The organism is Pseudomonas sp. MDV22-iso1, assembly GCF_058145095.1.
Genome location: NZ_JBYVMF010000019.1, coordinates 14,377 through 29,566, shown reverse-complemented (window position 1 = coordinate 29,566; position 15,190 = coordinate 14,377). Strand labels below are relative to the sequence as shown.

The window sequence follows — 15,190 nt, the reverse complement described above, 5'->3', positions numbered from 1 at the left end:
CCAGCGGCTACAAAGTGAGCGTTGTTGATCTTCAGGTTTAAGTTTTCAGTGATATCGCATTCGAGGGAAAACCCTGCTCCTACAGGCGTCGTGGCGGGCGTTTGAGGCTTATCACGATAATTTGTAGGGGCTTGTTACTACCATCGTCGAATGGTTCTATACGGCTGGCCCGGCTACAACAGGGTCATACAAAAACAACTATTTCACCGAGGTAAGAAAGATGAGTGCGGCTTCCCTGTATCCCGTTCGTCCCGAGGTAGCAGCCAACACGCTGACCGACGAGGCAACCTACAAAGCCATGTACCAGCAGTCGGTCGTCAACCCGGACGGCTTCTGGCGCGAGCAAGCCAAGCGCCTCGACTGGATCAAGCCTTTCACCACGGTGAAGCAGACTTCCTTTGACGATCACCACGTTGATATCAAATGGTTTGCCGATGGCACCCTGAACGTTTCCTACAACTGCCTCGACCGTCATCTGGCCGAGCGCGGCGATCAAGTCGCGATCATTTGGGAGGGGGATGACCCTTCCGAAAGCCGCAACATCACCTACCGCGAGCTGCACGAACAAGTCTGCAAGTTCGCCAACGCCCTGCGCGGCCAGGATGTGCACCGCGGCGACGTGGTGACTATCTATATGCCGATGATCCCTGAAGCTGTGGTCGCCATGCTGGCCTGCACCCGGATCGGCGCGATTCACTCGGTGGTGTTCGGTGGTTTCTCGCCGGAAGCCCTGGCCGGTCGGATCATCGACTGCCGCTCCAAAGTGGTGATCACTGCGGACGAAGGCATTCGTGCCGGCAAGAAAATCCCGCTCAAGTCCAACGTCGACGACGCGCTGACCAACCCGGAAACCAGCAGCATTCAGAAAGTCATCGTGTGCAAGCGCACCGGCGGCGACATCAAGTGGAACCAGCATCGCGACATCTGGTTCGAAGACCTGATGAAAGTGGCGGGCAGTGTTTGCGCGCCGAAGGAGATGGGCGCCGAAGAAGCCCTGTTCATCCTCTACACCTCCGGTTCCACGGGCAAGCCGAAGGGCGTGCAGCACACCACCGCCGGTTACCTGTTGTACGCGGCGATGACCCACGAGCGCGTGTTCGACTACCGTCCCGGTGAAGTCTACTGGTGCACCGCTGACGTCGGCTGGGTCACTGGCCACAGCTATATCGTCTACGGCCCATTGGCCAACGGCGCGACCACGCTGCTGTTCGAAGGCGTGCCGAATTACCCGGACATCACCCGGGTGGCGAAGATCGTCGACAAGCACAAGGTCAACATCCTCTACACCGCACCGACCGCCATTCGCGCGATGATGGCGGCTGGCACTGCAGCGGTTGAAGGCGCTGACGGCAGCAGCCTGCGTCTGCTCGGTTCGGTGGGTGAGCCAATCAACCCGGAAGCCTGGGACTGGTACTACAAGAACGTCGGCAAATCCCGTTGCCCGATCGTCGATACCTGGTGGCAGACCGAAACCGGCGGCAACATGATGAGCCCGCTGCCCGGCGCTCACGCCCTCAAGCCGGGTTCGGCGGCACGTCCATTCTTTGGTGTCGTGCCAGCGTTGGTCGACAATCTGGGCAACATCATCGAAGGCGTGGCCGAGGGTAACCTGGTGATTCTCGATTCGTGGCCAGGCCAGGCGCGTACGCTGTATGGCGATCACGACCGCTTCGTCGACACCTACTTCAAGACCTTCCGCGGCATGTACTTCACCGGTGACGGTGCTCGTCGTGACGAAGATGGTTACTACTGGATCACGGGGCGCGTGGACGACGTGCTCAACGTTTCCGGCCACCGTATGGGCACCGCTGAAATCGAGAGCGCAATGGTTGCACACCCGAAAGTCGCCGAGGCTGCCGTGGTCGGTGTGCCGCACGACATCAAGGGGCAGGGCATTTATGTCTACGTCACCCTGAAAAATGGTGAAGAACCGACCGAGCAGCTGCGTCTGGAGCTGAAGAACTGGGTGCGTAAAGAGATCGGGCCGATTGCTTCACCGGATGTGATCCAGTGGGCACCGGGGCTGCCGAAGACGCGTTCGGGCAAGATCATGCGCCGTATTCTGCGCAAGATTGCGACGGCTGAGTACGATGGGTTGGGTGATATCTCGACCCTGGCGGACCCGGGTGTGGTGCAGCATTTGATTGATACGCATAAGACGATGAATGTGGCTTAACCGCTGTCTTTGAGTCAGTAAAACCCCCATCCGGTGTTGCGCCGGATGGGGTTTTTTTTGCCTGGGGTTTTGTGGGGGCTGTTCGGGCCTTATCGCTAGCAGGCTAGCTCCCACAAGGTTCTTCAGTGGATTCAAAATTTGAGCCCAGCGCAATTCCCCTGTGGGAGCTAGCCTGCTAGCGATGGCGATCTGTCAGACGCTAAATAAACATCAGCCAATAATTATCGGCATCCCCCGTCATCCTTTTCCTACTGTTACCCCAACCCATTCAAGTAACTAAATGTGTAACCGCTCGCGCCGATACGGGGCATTGAGAAACGCAAAGCCCCATCCTTGGGCGTCTGCAGCCCCTCTGAAAAATAAGACACCACGCTACGCTTGCCGGATTAGAAGGGTTTGCCAATAATAGGCCCGCAATTTGCAGCATAGATCGGTTCACTGTCTTTTGCTCCTGCATGAAAATGCAGGGCTGTCAACGTGCCCAAACGGCTTTCTCGGTGCTTCTGTAATTTGTTGTCGCATTGAAGAAATATCGGCTTCGGGCCTGTCGTTAGAATGCCGATCACTCGCTCGTCGTTACGTGCGTTGAAAATAACGTGTGTTACACAAGACGCAGCAATCGCTTTCCGGTTTTACTCACTCGCATATTGGGCTGTCGCTCACTCTGCCTTTTAGCCCTTTACCGATGGAGTCCCAAGATGAAGAAACTCGTGCTGCTTGGCGCCCTGGCACTGTCCGTGCTGTCCCTGCCAACCTTCGCCGATGAAAAGCCTCTGAAAATTGGTATCGAAGCGGCTTACCCTCCGTTTGCTTCCAAAGCACCGGACGGCAGCATCGTTGGTTTCGACTACGACATCGGCAACGCTCTTTGCGAGCAGATGCAGGTCAAATGTGTGTGGGTCGAGCAAGAGTTCGACGGTCTGATCCCGGCCTTGAAGGTACGCAAGATCGACGCGATCCTGTCGTCCATGTCGATCACTGAAGATCGCAAGAAGTCTGTGGACTTCACCAACAAGTACTACAACACTCCGGCTCGCCTGGTCATGAAGGCCGGCACTCAGGTCAGCGAAGGCCTGACCGAGCTCAAGGGCAAGAACATCGGCGTGCAACGTGGTTCGATCCACGAACGTTTCGCCCGTGAAGTCCTGGCCCCGCTGGGTGCTGAGATCAAGCCATACGGTTCGCAGAACGAAATCTACCTCGACGTGGCTGCCGGTCGCCTCGACGGCACCGTGGCTGACGCCACCTTGCTGGACGACGGTTTCCTGAAAACCGACGCTGGCAAAGGTTTTGCGTTTGTCGGCCCGGCCTTCACCGACGTCAAATACTTCGGCGACGGCGTCGGCATCGCTGTACGCAAGGGTGACGCGCTGAAAGACAAGATCAACACCGCGATCACGGCCATTCGCGAGAACGGCAAATACAAGCAAATCCAGGACAAGTACTTCGCCTTCGACATCTACGGCAAGTAACACGTCCAGGCGGCAAGTCCGAAATGGCGCAAGCAACAGGATCTCTGAGGTTTGCGCCATTTTTTCATCCCAACTTTCGAGGACCTGAATCATGTTGAAAGGCTACGGGGCTGTCATCCTCGATGGCGCATGGCTGACGCTTCAGCTCGCCTTGTCGTCCATGGCCCTGGCCATCGTTCTGGGTCTGATCGGCGTTGCGTTGCGTCTGTCTCCGGTGCGCTGGCTGGCGTGGCTGGGCGACCTGTATTCCACGGTGATCCGCGGTATTCCTGATCTGGTGCTGATCCTGCTGATTTTCTACGGTGGTCAGGACCTGCTCAACCGCGTGGCGCCGATGCTCGGCTATGACGACTACATCGACCTGAACCCGTTGGCCGCCGGTATCGGCACCCTGGGCTTCATCTTCGGTGCGTACCTGTCGGAAACCTTCCGCGGCGCGTTCATGGCGATCCCCAAAGGTCAGGCGGAAGCCGGCATGGCGTACGGCATGAGCAGTTTCCAAGTGTTCTTCCGGGTGTTGGTGCCGCAGATGATTCGTCTGGCGATTCCGGGTTTCACCAACAACTGGCTGGTACTGACCAAGGCCACCGCGCTGATTTCGGTGGTGGGTCTGCAAGACATGATGTTCAAGGCCAAGCAGGCGGCAGATGCCACTCGCGGGCCTTTCACCTTCTTCCTCGCAGTGGCGGCGATGTACCTGGTCATCACCAGTGTCTCGTTGCTGGCATTGCGTCACCTTGAGAAGCGCTACTCGGTAGGCGTAAGGGCGGCTGATCTATGATCTTCGACTACAACGTCATTTGGGAGGCCTTGCCGCTGTACCTCGGCGGCCTGGTGACCACCCTCAAACTGCTCGGGCTGTCGCTGTTTTTCGGCCTGCTGTGCGCGTTGCCGCTGGGCTTGATGCGCGTCTCCAAGAACGCGGCCGTCAACATGACGGCGTGGCTCTACACCTACGTGATCCGCGGCACGCCGATGCTGGTGCAACTGTTCCTGATCTACTACGGGCTGGCGCAGTTTGAAGCGGTGCGTGAAAGCTTCCTGTGGCCGTGGCTGTCCAGCGCGACGTTCTGTGCGTGCCTGGCGTTTGCGATCAACACCAGCGCCTACACCGCCGAAATCATTGCCGGCAGCCTGCGGGCCACGCCGAACGGCGAGATTGAAGCCGCCAAGGCGATGGGTATGTCGCGCTACAAACTGTACAAGCGCATCCTGCTGCCGTCGGCCCTGCGCCGGGCGCTACCGCAATACAGCAACGAAGTGATCATGATGCTGCAGACCACCAGTCTGGCGTCCATCGTGACCCTCATCGACATCACCGGTGCCGCGCGCACTGTGAACGCCCAGTACTACCTGCCGTTCGAGGCTTACATTACTGCCGGTGTTTTCTACCTGTGCCTGACGTTCATTCTGGTGCGCCTGTTCAAAATGGCCGAGCGCCGCTGGCTGGGCTACATGGCCCCGCGGAAGCACTGATATGGAACGCATCGATCATTCATTACCCTGGAGCCACTTGGGCAGCGAACGCCAGATTTCGGTATTCCGTTTCGGAACAGGAGAACGCAAGGCCTACATCCAGGCCAGCTTGCATGCCGATGAACTGCCGGGCATGCGCACCGCCTGGGAGCTGAAAAAGCGCCTCGCCGAACTCGAAGCCCAAGGCTTGCTGAACGGGGTGATCGAACTGGTGCCAGTGGCCAATCCACTGGGGTTGGGTCAGTTGCTGCAAGGCAATCATCAGGGCCGTTTCGAGGCGGGCAGCGGCAAGAATTTCAACCGCGATTTCGTCGAGCTGAGTGCGCCCGTGGCCGCTGAGCTGGCGGGGCGTCTGGGGGATGATCCGCACGCCAATATTCAATTGATTCGTCAGGCCATGAGCGATGCGCTGGCCGCCTTGCCGCCGGCAGCGAGTCAGTTGCAAGGCATGCAGCGTGTCTTGCTCAGCCATGCCTGCACGGCCGATGTCGTGCTGGATTTGCATTGCGATGCCGAAGCGGCGCTGCACATGTATGCCCTGCCGCAGCATTGGCCGCAATGGCGCTCGCTGGCCGCGCACCTGGGTGTGAAGGTGGGGCTGTTGGCGGAAGATTCCGGCGGCAGTTCGTTTGACGAAGCCTGCTCGCTGCCCTGGTTGCGCCTCTCGCGATTGTTCCCGGATGCGCAGATTCCACTGGCCTGTCTGGCGACTACCATTGAACTGGGTGGTCAGGCCGATACCGGTCGTGAGGACGCTGAGGCTTATGCTGAAGGCATTCTGGCGTTCCTCGCCGAGCAGGGTTTGATCAGCGGTGAGTGGCCAGCGCCTGCTCAGGAGGCGTGCGAAGGCATGCCGTTCGAAGGCACCGAATTGTTGTTCGCGCCGCACCCTGGGGTGATCAGCTTTTTGCGCCGGCCCGGCGAGTGGGTCGATGCCGGTGATGAAATTTTCGAAGTGATCGATCCGTTATCGGATCGGGTCAGCACGGTGTGTGCTGGTACGTCCGGGGTGCTGTTTGCCATTGAACGGCTGCGTTATGCCCAACCCGGTTTCTGGCTGGCCAAGGTGGCGGGGCGCGAAGCGCTGCGTCACGGGCGCTTGCTCAACGACTGACTGACTGTTTTTGTGAGAACCGACCGCATGTACAAACTTGAAGTCCAAGACCTGCATAAACGCTATGGCAGTCACGAAGTGCTCAAGGGCGTGTCCCTGAAAGCGGCGGCTGGCGATGTGATCAGCATCATCGGCTCCAGTGGCTCCGGCAAAAGTACTTTCCTGCGCTGCATCAACCTGCTCGAGCAGCCGCACGCGGGCCGGATTCTGCTCAATAACGAAGAGCTGAAACTGGTGGCGAACAAGGACGGCGCGATGAAAGCGGCCGATCCGAAACAGTTGCAACGCATGCGTTCGCGCCTGTCGATGGTGTTCCAGCATTTCAATCTGTGGTCGCACATGACCGCGATGGAAAACATCATGGAAGCGCCGGTCCACGTACTGGGCATGTCCAAGGCCGAAGCCCGCGAGAAGGCCGAGCACTACCTGAACAAGGTGGGCGTGGCGCATCGCAAGGACGCTTATCCGGGTCACATGTCCGGTGGCGAACAACAGCGTGTGGCGATTGCCCGTGCGTTGGCGATGGAGCCGGAAGTGATGCTGTTCGACGAACCGACTTCGGCCCTCGACCCGGAACTGGTCGGTGACGTGTTGAAGGTAATGCAGGCCCTGGCGCTGGAAGGCCGGACCATGGTGGTGGTGACGCACGAAATGGGCTTCGCCCGTGAGGTGTCCAACCAGTTGGTGTTCCTGCATAAAGGCATCGTCGAAGAAAGCGGCGACCCGCGCGAAGTGCTGGTCAATCCACAGTCCGAGCGTTTGCAGCAATTCCTCTCGGGCAGCCTCAAGTAAACCGGACTCCGTTGCGCACCGTGTAGGAGCTGTCGAGTGAAACGAGGCTGCGATCTTTCGATTTGAACAATCAGGATCAAAAGATCGCAGCCTCGTTTCACTCGACAGCTCCTACAGTGGGGGGGCGCAAGCCAGCTCCCACAGTTAGATCTCCATCGGTTTTGAGATATGCGTTCATTTACGGGCTAGCATTGGCCCATGCCTTCATCACGTTCCTCGTTTCGGATTGCCCGCCATGACTGCCCATCGAATTGGTTTCCTGATTTGGCCCAGCACTAAAGCACTGACGCTTGCGCTGGCTGAGGAGGCCTTGCGTGTTGCCCAGCGTGTGCATCCGGACGTTGTTTACGAACTGTCGTTCCTGCAGGCCGAACCGCCTGCCGAAGGCGCCTGGCAATTGCCTGGCGAACCCTGGGCCGGCAAGCTTGAAAACTTCCAGAAACTGTTTCTGCTCGCCGACGAGCCGCCGACCACACTCGCGCCGGCGCTCAGCAGTGCGCTGAAACAACTGGTGCGAGCCGGTTGTGTGATCGGTGGTTTGTCCGCCGGGGTTTATCCGTTGGCGCAACTCGGTTTGCTCGACGGTTATCGCGCCGCCGTGCACTGGCGCTGGCAGGATGATTTCGCCGAGCGCTTCCCCAAAGTGATCGCTACCAGCCATCTGTTCGATTGGGATCGCGATCGCCTGACGGCTTGTGGCGGGCTGTCGGTGCTCGATTTGTTGCTGGCGGTATTGGCCCGTGATCACGGTGCGGAACTGGCGGGTGCAGTATCGGAAGAATTGGTGGTCGAACGTATTCGCGAAGGCGGCGAACGCCAGCGCATTCCACTGCAGAACCGCCTGGGCTCGAGCCATCCAAAGCTCACCCAGGCGGTGTTGCTGATGGAAGCGAATATCGAAGAGCCGCTGACCACCGACGAAATCGCTCAACACGTGTGCGTGTCCCGTCGGCAACTGGAGCGTATCTTCAAGCAATACCTCAACCGTGTGCCGAGCCAGTACTACCTGGAACTGCGCCTGAACAAGGCCCGGCAGATGTTGATGCAAACCAGCAAGTCGATCATCCAGATCGGCCTGTCGTGTGGCTTCTCCTCGGGGCCGCATTTCTCCAGCGCCTACCGCAACTTCTTCGGCGCCACGCCGCGGGAAGATCGCAACCAGCGGCGCAGCAGTAGCCCGTTTGAATTGTCGTCGGTGCCTTCAGAACGCGGTTAGTCTCAAATGGAGAAGGCCATGGAGTCACTTCCACGGCCTGTTTGCTCAAGTCCTACGTTCAGCTTTCCATATCAACATCAGGTGCGATATCGGCGGGGCGCGGCATCCCGGTGACCGCACCGATGCCCGTTCATTGGCTTTGGAATCTGCGCCTGGAACGTCTTTTTGTTCGTAGCGGGCGAGGTCCGGTTCCCAGTAGCGGGTTTGTCCCTCAGTCATCGTCACCGGTTTGAAACGGTCGATGAAGGCGACAACCTCCTTGGGCAACACCTTGCGCAACTCGGTGGCGCCGATGGTCCCACCGACGGCAAACGCCCCCCACTGGACCAACGATTCGACGGTGCCCATGAAGTGCTCGAACGCCTCTTTGGTTCGGTCTTGTGCCCACTCGACGATTCCTTCGAAGGCTTCGTCGAGCAACTGGCAGGCCATGTACGCCATCATCGCTTCACCCAGCACGGGCACGAATGGCGCGATGATGAACGCGGCGGTCTGAAGGATTGATGAGGCCAGGTCGATCAGCGAATCCCAAAACGCCCAGCGGGTTTTCTGATCGACTTTTGCCGTGGGGACGGCGATGGCCCTGGCGTCGTTGAGGATTTTGTTGAGCCTGGCCTGGTAGAGGTGTTGCCACAGATTGTCATTGAGCGCGACGAACGCCGTTTGCAGGTTGGGGCGATCAATGGGTGTCTCTCGACAGGGGCTGCCCGTTGAGACGCATGCCTTGCACGCCATCGATCAACCCTTCGATCAAACGACAGTAGGTTTCGCCGATGTCCTTGTTTATTCGTGCCCAGTGCAGGGCGGCTTTCAGGGCCGCTTTCTGGCTGGCATCGACCTGAAGTCGCAGCGTCGACGCGGCGGGCGGGTTGGAAAACCCGAGGTTGTCTTCGAGGTAGCGGGTGTACTGGCGGCCGATGTCCAGTTCTCGGCACAGGCTGGTAAACGCGGGGATGCTCATTCTGGCCTTGATAAAGGGCAGGGTATCGAACTGACCGCTCGCCGAGGGCTGGGTGATGTAGGTCGAATTGGTTTCGTAGGCAGTGTCCCGGGTTTCCTTCTCTTCGAAATTATGTAGCGCCGCGTCCAGCTGCGAAACGGTCCAGGCGCGGGCGCCGGTCTTGACTGGAAACCATGGGGGCGTCGCGGGTACATACAGGCGCAGGAAGGTGGATTTGACGTCCACCTCAAGGCCGAAGCGGCGTTTCAAGGCGGCTTTGAGTAACGGTTCGGCGAAAGCATTAGCGTCTTGCAGATGCGCGAGCGTTTGGTCGACCTCAGTTTGTGCAGTCCAGTGCGCGGCGTTAAGTGCCATCAGTTGCTGGTGCTGGGCGGCCGATGCTCCGTTGAGTGAGCCGAGGCGTTGGGGTTGAGTATTTTTAAGCGCCTGGCGCCGGGCCGGTGAGGCGGTGCCAAGCCAGTCGGGGATGGCGTCTTTTAGCGGTTGATAGTGGTGATCGGGGTGCTGCGATTCGGTTGTGTCGCTTGTAGCCGTGGGTGGCCATTCTTTAGACAGTTGCATCGTGCCAATCCTTGAGCATTTAAAGAATCGCAAGCAAATCAGGATGACGCGATAGGGGGGCGGTACATACGTAAGGTGTTCGCGAGCGGCACAAATCAAATCCTGGCAACCCTGCCTGTAATCTCGCCAGCAGTTTAAACTGCGCCTTTGCGACGCTATTTGTCGCATTGCCGTAAACCCGGCGTAAACCGGGGTTTGCGCTATAAGAAGTTGTCGCTTGGCGGCAAGGCCAAGCTGAAAACTCTCCTTACAATCCCCCCATCGCTCGCCAGTTTCAGGCGGGTGTTCCTCTTCAGGAGACTCCGATGTCCGTTGAGCACGCTGCAGTAGAACGCGCCGATTTCGACCAGGTAATGGTTCCCAACTACGCGCCTGCCGCATTCATTCCCGTGCGTGGCGCCGGTTCCCGCGTGTGGGACCAGTCTGGCCGCGAGCTGATCGACTTCGCTGGCGGGATCGCCGTTAACGTATTGGGCCACGCTCATCCAGCGCTGGTCGGTGCACTGACAGAGCAAGCGAACAAGCTGTGGCACGTGTCCAACGTGTTCACCAACGAGCCGGCCTTGCGCCTGGCCCATAAGCTCATCGACGCCACGTTTGCCGAGCGCGTGTTCTTCTGCAACTCCGGCGCCGAAGCCAACGAGGCCGCTTTCAAGCTGGCCCGTCGCGTCGCGTTCGACCGTTTCGGTAGCGAGAAGTACGAAATCATCGCCGCCCTGAACAGCTTTCACGGTCGCACGCTGTTCACCGTGAACGTCGGTGGTCAGTCGAAGTATTCCGATGGTTTCGGTCCGAAGATTACCGGTATCACTCACGTGCCTTACAACGATCTGGCCGCTTTGAAAGCAGCCGTTTCCGACAAGACCTGCGCGGTGGTGCTGGAGCCGATTCAGGGCGAGGGCGGTGTGTTGCCGGCCGAGCTGGCTTATCTGCAAGGTGCCCGTGAACTGTGCACCGAGCACAACGCGCTGCTGGTGTTCGACGAAGTGCAAACCGGTATGGGCCGCAGCGGCAAGCTGTTCGCCTACCAGCATTACGGCGTGACTCCGGACATCCTGACCAGCGCGAAGAGCCTGGGCGGTGGTTTTCCGATCGCTGCGATGTTGACCACTGAAGCATTGGCCAAGCATCTGGTCGTTGGCACCCACGGCACCACCTACGGCGGCAACCCGCTGGCGTGCGCGGTGGCGGAAGCCGTGATCGATGTGATCAACACCCCTGAAGTGCTGGCCGGCGTCAACGCCAAGCACGACAAGTTCAAGGCGCGCCTTGAGCAGATCGGTGAGAAATACGGCGTGTTCACGCAGGTTCGTGGTTTGGGCCTGTTGATCGGTTGCGTGCTCAGCGATGCCTGGAAGGGCAAGGCCAAGGACATCTTCAATGCGGCTGAAAAAGAAGGCCTGATGATCCTGCAAGCCGGTCCGGACGTGGTGCGTTTTGCCCCAAGCCTGGTGGTTGAAGACGCCGATATCGATGCCGGCCTGGATCGTTTCGAGCGCGCCGTAGCGACGCTGACGCAAGCCTGATACACCTTTCGACGCCTGACCAGTCAGGCGTCGAACCAAATTTTAATGCCGGACCCGATCAAATGTAGGAGTGAGCCTGCTCGCGATAGCGATCTGTCAGTCGACTTATTGTCTCCTGACAGACCGCTATCGCGAGCAGGCTCACTCCTACATTGATCTCTGCTTATGCAGTGAGTGCCCGGTTATTTCTTCTGTAAATTGATAGAGAAAGGAGTGACACCATGCTGGTGATGCGCCCCGCGCAAATGGCTGATCTGGGCGAGGTACAGCGTCTGGCTGCGGACAGCCCGATTGGTGTCACTTCCTTGCCGGATGACGTTGAACGCCTGAGCGACAAGATCGCCGCGAGCGAAGCTTCGTTTGCCGCTGAAGTCAGCTTCAACGGTGAAGAGAGCTATTTCTTCGTCCTCGAAGACATCGCCACCGGGAAACTGGTCGGCTGCTCGGCGATCGTGGCGTCGGCGGGTTATTCGGAACCGTTCTACAGCTTCCGCAATGAAACCTTCGTACACGCTTCTCGCGAGCTGAAGATTCACAACAAGATCCACGTACTTTCCCAGTGCCACGACCTGACCGGCAATAGCTTGCTGACCAGTTTCTATGTGCAGCGCGAATTGGTCGGTTCGCCTTGGGCGGAGCTCAACTCCCGTGGCCGCCTGTTGTTCGTGGCTAGCCATCCGGAACGCTTTGCCGATTCCGTGGTGACCGAGATCGTCGGTTACAGCGATGAAAACGGTGACTCGCCATTCTGGGATGCCATCGGCCGCAACTTCTTCGACCTCAACTATGCCGCTGCCGAGCGTCTGTGCGGGTTGAAAAGCCGCACGTTCCTTGCCGAGCTGATGCCGCACTACCCGATCTATGTACCGTTGCTGCCGGATTCCGCGCAAGAAGCGATGGGCCAGGTCCACCCTCGGGCGCAGATCACGTTCGACATCCTGATGCGCGAAGGCTTCGAGACCGATCACTACATCGATATTTTTGACGGCGGTCCGACCCTGCATGCGCGGGTTTCAGGGATTCGTTCGATTGCCCAGAGCCGCCTCGTGCCGGTGAAAATCGGTGAGCCGGTCAAAGGCGCCGGTCGTCAGTACCTGGTGGCCAACGCCCAGCTGCAAGATTACCGCGCGGTACTGCTCGAGCTCGATTATGCGCCGGGCAAACCCGTGGTTCTGGATCTTGAAACAGCCGAAGCCCTGGGTGTCGGTGAAGGTGCCAGCGTGCGCCTGGTAGCGGTTTAGCGACCGCTGCACTGCCTGGAAAGAATGCCTAGAAAGCAGCGAAGTTTTGCGGGTGGCGTGAGTGGCCCGTTTGAGGAGATAGCATGATCGTTCGTCCCGTACGCAGCAGCGATTTACCCGCTCTGATCGACCTGGCCCGCAGCACCGGCACCGGCCTGACTACCTTGCCGGCCAATGAAGAACGTCTGGCCCATCGGGTCGGCTGGGCCGAGAAGACCTTTCGCGGCGAAGCCGGGCGTGGCGATGCGGACTACCTGTTTGTCCTCGAAGATGACAATGGTCGTGTCGTCGGCATTTCTGCCATCGCCGGCGCCGTTGGCCTGCGTGAGCCCTGGTACAACTTCCGGGTTGGCCTGACGGTCAGTGCGTCGCAAGAACTGAACATCTATCGCGAGATCCCGACGCTGTTTCTGGCCAACGACCTGACCGGCAATTCCGAGTTGTGCTCGTTGTTCCTCCACGCCGATTACCGCAATGGCCTCAACGGCCGCATGCTGGCCAAGGCGCGGATGCTGTTCATTGCCGAGTTCCCGCAACTGTTTGGCAACAAGATCATCGCCGAGATGCGCGGTGTGTCCGACGAAGCCGGGCGTTCGCCATTCTGGGAGAGCCTGGGCCGTCACTTCTTCAAGATGGAATTCAGCCAGGCCGACTACCTGACGGGTGTGGGCAACAAGGCGTTCATCGCCGAACTGATGCCTAAATTCCCCCTCTACACCTGCTTCCTGTCGCCTGATGCGCGCAACGTGATCGGTCAGGTTCACCCGGACACCGAGCCGGCGCTGTCCATGCTCAAGAGCGAAGGTTTCAGCTATCAAGGTTACGTCGATATCTTCGACGCGGGCCCGGCGGTGGAATGCGAAACCGGCAAGATTCGTGCGGTGCGCGACAGCCAGGCATTGGTGCTGGCCATCGGCACGCCCGGTGATGACGCCACGCCGTTCCTGATTCACAACCGCAAGCGCGAAGACTGTCGAATCACGGCTGCACCGGCACGCTTCGCTGCCGGCACATTGGTCGTCGATCCAATGACCGCCAAACGCCTTCAACTCAACGCTGGCGACCAAGTGCGCGCCGTACCGTTGTCTGCTGCTCGGGAGTCGAAATAATGAATTCGCTATACATCGCAGGTGAGTGGCTGGCCGGTCAGGGCGAAGCCTTTCAATCGTTGAACCCGGTGACCCAGCAAGTGCTGTGGGCGGGCGAGGGCGCCACAGCTGCTCAGGTTGAGTCGGCTGTGCAAGCTGCGCGACAGGCGTTCCCGGGCTGGGCCCGTCGTACCCTCGACGAGCGCATCACGGTGCTGGAAGCCTTTGCCGCGGCCTTGAAAAACCACGCTGACGAACTGGCCCGTTGCATTGGCGAGGAAACCGGTAAACCCCTGTGGGAGTCGGCGACCGAAGTCACCAGCATGGTCAACAAGATTGCGATTTCGGTGCAGAGCTACCGTGAGCGCACCGGCGAGAAAAGCGGCCCGCTGGGCGACGCCACCGCCGTGCTGCGCCACAAGCCGCACGGTGTGGTCGCGGTGTTCGGGCCTTACAACTTCCCCGGTCATTTGCCAAATGGTCACATCGTGCCGGCGCTGCTGGCCGGTAACAGCGTGCTGTTCAAACCTAGCGAGTTGACCCCGAAAGTCGCCGAACTGACGGTGAAGTGCTGGATCGAAGCGGGTCTGCCCGCAGGCGTGTTGAACCTGCTGCAGGGCGCTCGCGAAACCGGTATCGCCCTGGCGGCGAACCCGGGCATCGACGGGTTGTTCTTCACCGGATCCAGCCGTACCGGTAATCATCTGCACCAGCAATTTGCCGGTCGCCCGGACAAGATTCTTGCGTTGGAGATGGGCGGTAACAACCCGCTGGTGGTCGATGAGGTGGCAGATCTTGATGCGGCCGTTTACACCATCATCCAGTCGGCATTCATTTCCGCCGGTCAGCGTTGCACCTGCGCTCGTCGCTTGCTGGTGCCGCAGGGTGCCTGGGGTGATGCACTGCTGGCACGCCTGGTGGCGGTTAGCGCGACCATCGAAGTCGGTGCGTTTGACCAGCAACCTGCACCGTTCATGGGCTCGGTCATTTCCCTTGGCGCAGCGAAAGCGCTGATCGATGCACAGGAACATCTGTTGGCGAATGGCGCCGTGGCGTTGTTGGAGATGACTCAGCCTCAGGCCCAGGCCGCATTGCTGACCCCAGGCATTCTGGACGTGACGGCGGTGGCCGATCGTCCTGACGAAGAGCTGTTCGGACCGTTGTTGCAGGTGATTCGCTACGCTGACTTCGAGGCGGCGATTGTTGAAGCCAACAACACCGACTATGGACTGGCGGCCGGTTTGTTGTCGGATTCCGAAGCGCGTTACCAACAGTTCTGGCTGGAAAGCCGTGCGGGTATCGTCAACTGGAACAAGCAGCTGACGGGTGCTGCGAGCAGCGCGCCGTTTGGTGGCGTTGGCGCTTCGGGCAACCACCGCGCCAGTGCTTATTACGCAGCAGATTACTGCGCGTACCCGGTGGCTTCGCTGGAAACGCCGAGCCTGACGTTGCCAGCGACCCTTACGCCTGGCGTGACGCTCTCGTAAGGCTTTATGTAGCAGCTGCCGAAGGCTGCGTTCGGCTGCGAAGCAGTCGTAAATCGGTACACAGTGTTTTTGGATCAGAA

13 protein-coding genes are annotated in these 15,190 nt (G+C 59.3%); 11 read left to right on the top strand and 2 right to left on the bottom strand.

The annotated features are described in order from the left end of the window. Positions 1–220 precede the first annotated feature (220 nt). The 7 genes from acs (at position 221) to argR (ending at position 8,246) form a co-directional block, all read left to right on the top strand. Entirely contained in the window at positions 221–2,176 is a 1,956-nt protein-coding gene (gene acs, locus AC3ZVB_RS20485) for an acetate--CoA ligase (protein ID WP_490147577.1), read from the top strand. 698 nt (positions 2,177–2,874) lie between these two features. Next, on the top strand, positions 2,875–3,648 hold the full coding sequence (locus tag AC3ZVB_RS20480) for an ABC transporter substrate-binding protein (protein WP_162438695.1): 774 nt from the start codon (positions 2,875–2,877) through the stop codon (positions 3,646–3,648). A gap of 91 nt (positions 3,649–3,739) precedes the next feature. Next, on the top strand, positions 3,740–4,429 hold the full coding sequence (locus AC3ZVB_RS20475; protein WP_490147576.1) for an ABC transporter permease: 690 nt from the start codon (positions 3,740–3,742) through the stop codon (positions 4,427–4,429). Then, positions 4,426–5,124 (top strand): ABC transporter permease, encoded by a 699-nt coding sequence (locus tag AC3ZVB_RS20470; protein ID WP_162438696.1) that lies wholly within the window; start codon positions 4,426–4,428, stop codon positions 5,122–5,124. The genes AC3ZVB_RS20475 and AC3ZVB_RS20470 overlap by 4 nt, the downstream gene beginning before the upstream one ends. 1 nt (position 5,125) lies before the next feature. Then, the gene (locus tag AC3ZVB_RS20465) at positions 5,126–6,238 is read left to right on the top strand and encodes a M14 family metallopeptidase (protein ID WP_490147575.1); all 1,113 of its coding nucleotides are present in this window, start codon (positions 5,126–5,128) and stop codon (positions 6,236–6,238) included. Positions 6,239–6,265: 27 nt separating this feature from the next. After that, entirely contained in the window at positions 6,266–7,030 is a 765-nt protein-coding gene (locus AC3ZVB_RS20460; RefSeq protein ID WP_162438698.1) for an ABC transporter ATP-binding protein, read from the top strand. Between the two features lie 235 nt (positions 7,031–7,265). Further along, positions 7,266–8,246 carry a transcriptional regulator ArgR gene (argR, locus tag AC3ZVB_RS20455; protein ID WP_162438699.1) on the top strand — a complete coding sequence of 327 codons (981 nt, stop codon included), beginning with the start codon at positions 7,266–7,268 and terminating at the stop codon, positions 8,244–8,246. 45 nt (positions 8,247–8,291) lie between these two features. On the opposite strand, the gene AC3ZVB_RS20450 is transcribed toward argR, so the two are convergent. Together AC3ZVB_RS20450 and AC3ZVB_RS20445 are read right to left on the bottom strand one after the other, a co-directional pair. Beyond that, on the bottom strand, positions 8,292–8,981 hold the full coding sequence (locus AC3ZVB_RS20450; RefSeq protein WP_490147574.1) for a hypothetical protein: 690 nt from the start codon (positions 8,979–8,981) through the stop codon (positions 8,292–8,294). After that, positions 8,926–9,768: a dermonecrotic toxin domain-containing protein gene (locus tag AC3ZVB_RS20445; RefSeq protein ID WP_490147573.1), complete on the bottom strand. Its 843-nt coding sequence runs from the start codon at positions 9,766–9,768 to the stop codon at positions 8,926–8,928. The genes AC3ZVB_RS20450 and AC3ZVB_RS20445 overlap by 56 nt, the downstream gene beginning before the upstream one ends. A 305-nt stretch (positions 9,769–10,073) precedes the next feature. Between AC3ZVB_RS20445 and AC3ZVB_RS20440 the strand changes: the two genes are divergently transcribed. From AC3ZVB_RS20440 to astD, 4 genes are all read left to right on the top strand, one after another. After that, positions 10,074–11,294: an aspartate aminotransferase family protein gene (locus AC3ZVB_RS20440; protein ID WP_162438702.1), complete on the top strand. Its 1,221-nt coding sequence runs from the start codon at positions 10,074–10,076 to the stop codon at positions 11,292–11,294. 221 nt (positions 11,295–11,515) lie between these two features. Then, the gene (gene aruF / locus AC3ZVB_RS20435; RefSeq protein WP_194693766.1) at positions 11,516–12,535 is read left to right on the top strand and encodes an arginine/ornithine succinyltransferase subunit alpha; all 1,020 of its coding nucleotides are present in this window, start codon (positions 11,516–11,518) and stop codon (positions 12,533–12,535) included. 83 nt (positions 12,536–12,618) lie between these two features. After that, positions 12,619–13,644 carry an arginine N-succinyltransferase gene (gene astA / locus AC3ZVB_RS20430; protein ID WP_162438704.1) on the top strand — a complete coding sequence of 342 codons (1,026 nt, stop codon included), beginning with the start codon at positions 12,619–12,621 and terminating at the stop codon, positions 13,642–13,644. Then, complete coding sequence (gene astD, locus AC3ZVB_RS20425; RefSeq protein ID WP_490147624.1) at positions 13,641–15,110, top strand: succinylglutamate-semialdehyde dehydrogenase; 1,470 nt, start codon at positions 13,641–13,643, stop codon at positions 15,108–15,110. The genes astA and astD overlap by 4 nt, the downstream gene beginning before the upstream one ends. Positions 15,111–15,190 lie beyond the last annotated feature (80 nt).

Excerpts from the sequence above, each read along its gene's own strand:
- acs (WP_490147577.1), top strand. The coding sequence starts at position 221 with ATGAGTGCGGCTTCCCTGTATCCCGTTCGTCCCGAGGTAGCAGCCAAC.
- AC3ZVB_RS20480 (WP_162438695.1), top strand. The coding sequence starts at position 2,875 with ATGAAGAAACTCGTGCTGCTTGGCGCCCTGGCACTGTCCGTGCTGTCC.
- AC3ZVB_RS20475 (WP_490147576.1), top strand. The coding sequence starts at position 3,740 with ATGTTGAAAGGCTACGGGGCTGTCATCCTCGATGGCGCATGGCTGACG.
- AC3ZVB_RS20470 (WP_162438696.1), top strand. The coding sequence starts at position 4,426 with ATGATCTTCGACTACAACGTCATTTGGGAGGCCTTGCCGCTGTACCTC.
- AC3ZVB_RS20465 (WP_490147575.1), top strand. The coding sequence starts at position 5,126 with ATGGAACGCATCGATCATTCATTACCCTGGAGCCACTTGGGCAGCGAA.
- AC3ZVB_RS20460 (WP_162438698.1), top strand. The coding sequence starts at position 6,266 with ATGTACAAACTTGAAGTCCAAGACCTGCATAAACGCTATGGCAGTCAC.
- argR (WP_162438699.1), top strand. The coding sequence starts at position 7,266 with ATGACTGCCCATCGAATTGGTTTCCTGATTTGGCCCAGCACTAAAGCA.
- AC3ZVB_RS20450 (WP_490147574.1), bottom strand. The coding sequence starts at position 8,981 with ATGGCGTGCAAGGCATGCGTCTCAACGGGCAGCCCCTGTCGAGAGACA.
- AC3ZVB_RS20445 (WP_490147573.1), bottom strand. The coding sequence starts at position 9,768 with ATGCAACTGTCTAAAGAATGGCCACCCACGGCTACAAGCGACACAACC.
- AC3ZVB_RS20440 (WP_162438702.1), top strand. The coding sequence starts at position 10,074 with ATGTCCGTTGAGCACGCTGCAGTAGAACGCGCCGATTTCGACCAGGTA.
- aruF (WP_194693766.1), top strand. The coding sequence starts at position 11,516 with ATGCTGGTGATGCGCCCCGCGCAAATGGCTGATCTGGGCGAGGTACAG.
- astA (WP_162438704.1), top strand. The coding sequence starts at position 12,619 with ATGATCGTTCGTCCCGTACGCAGCAGCGATTTACCCGCTCTGATCGAC.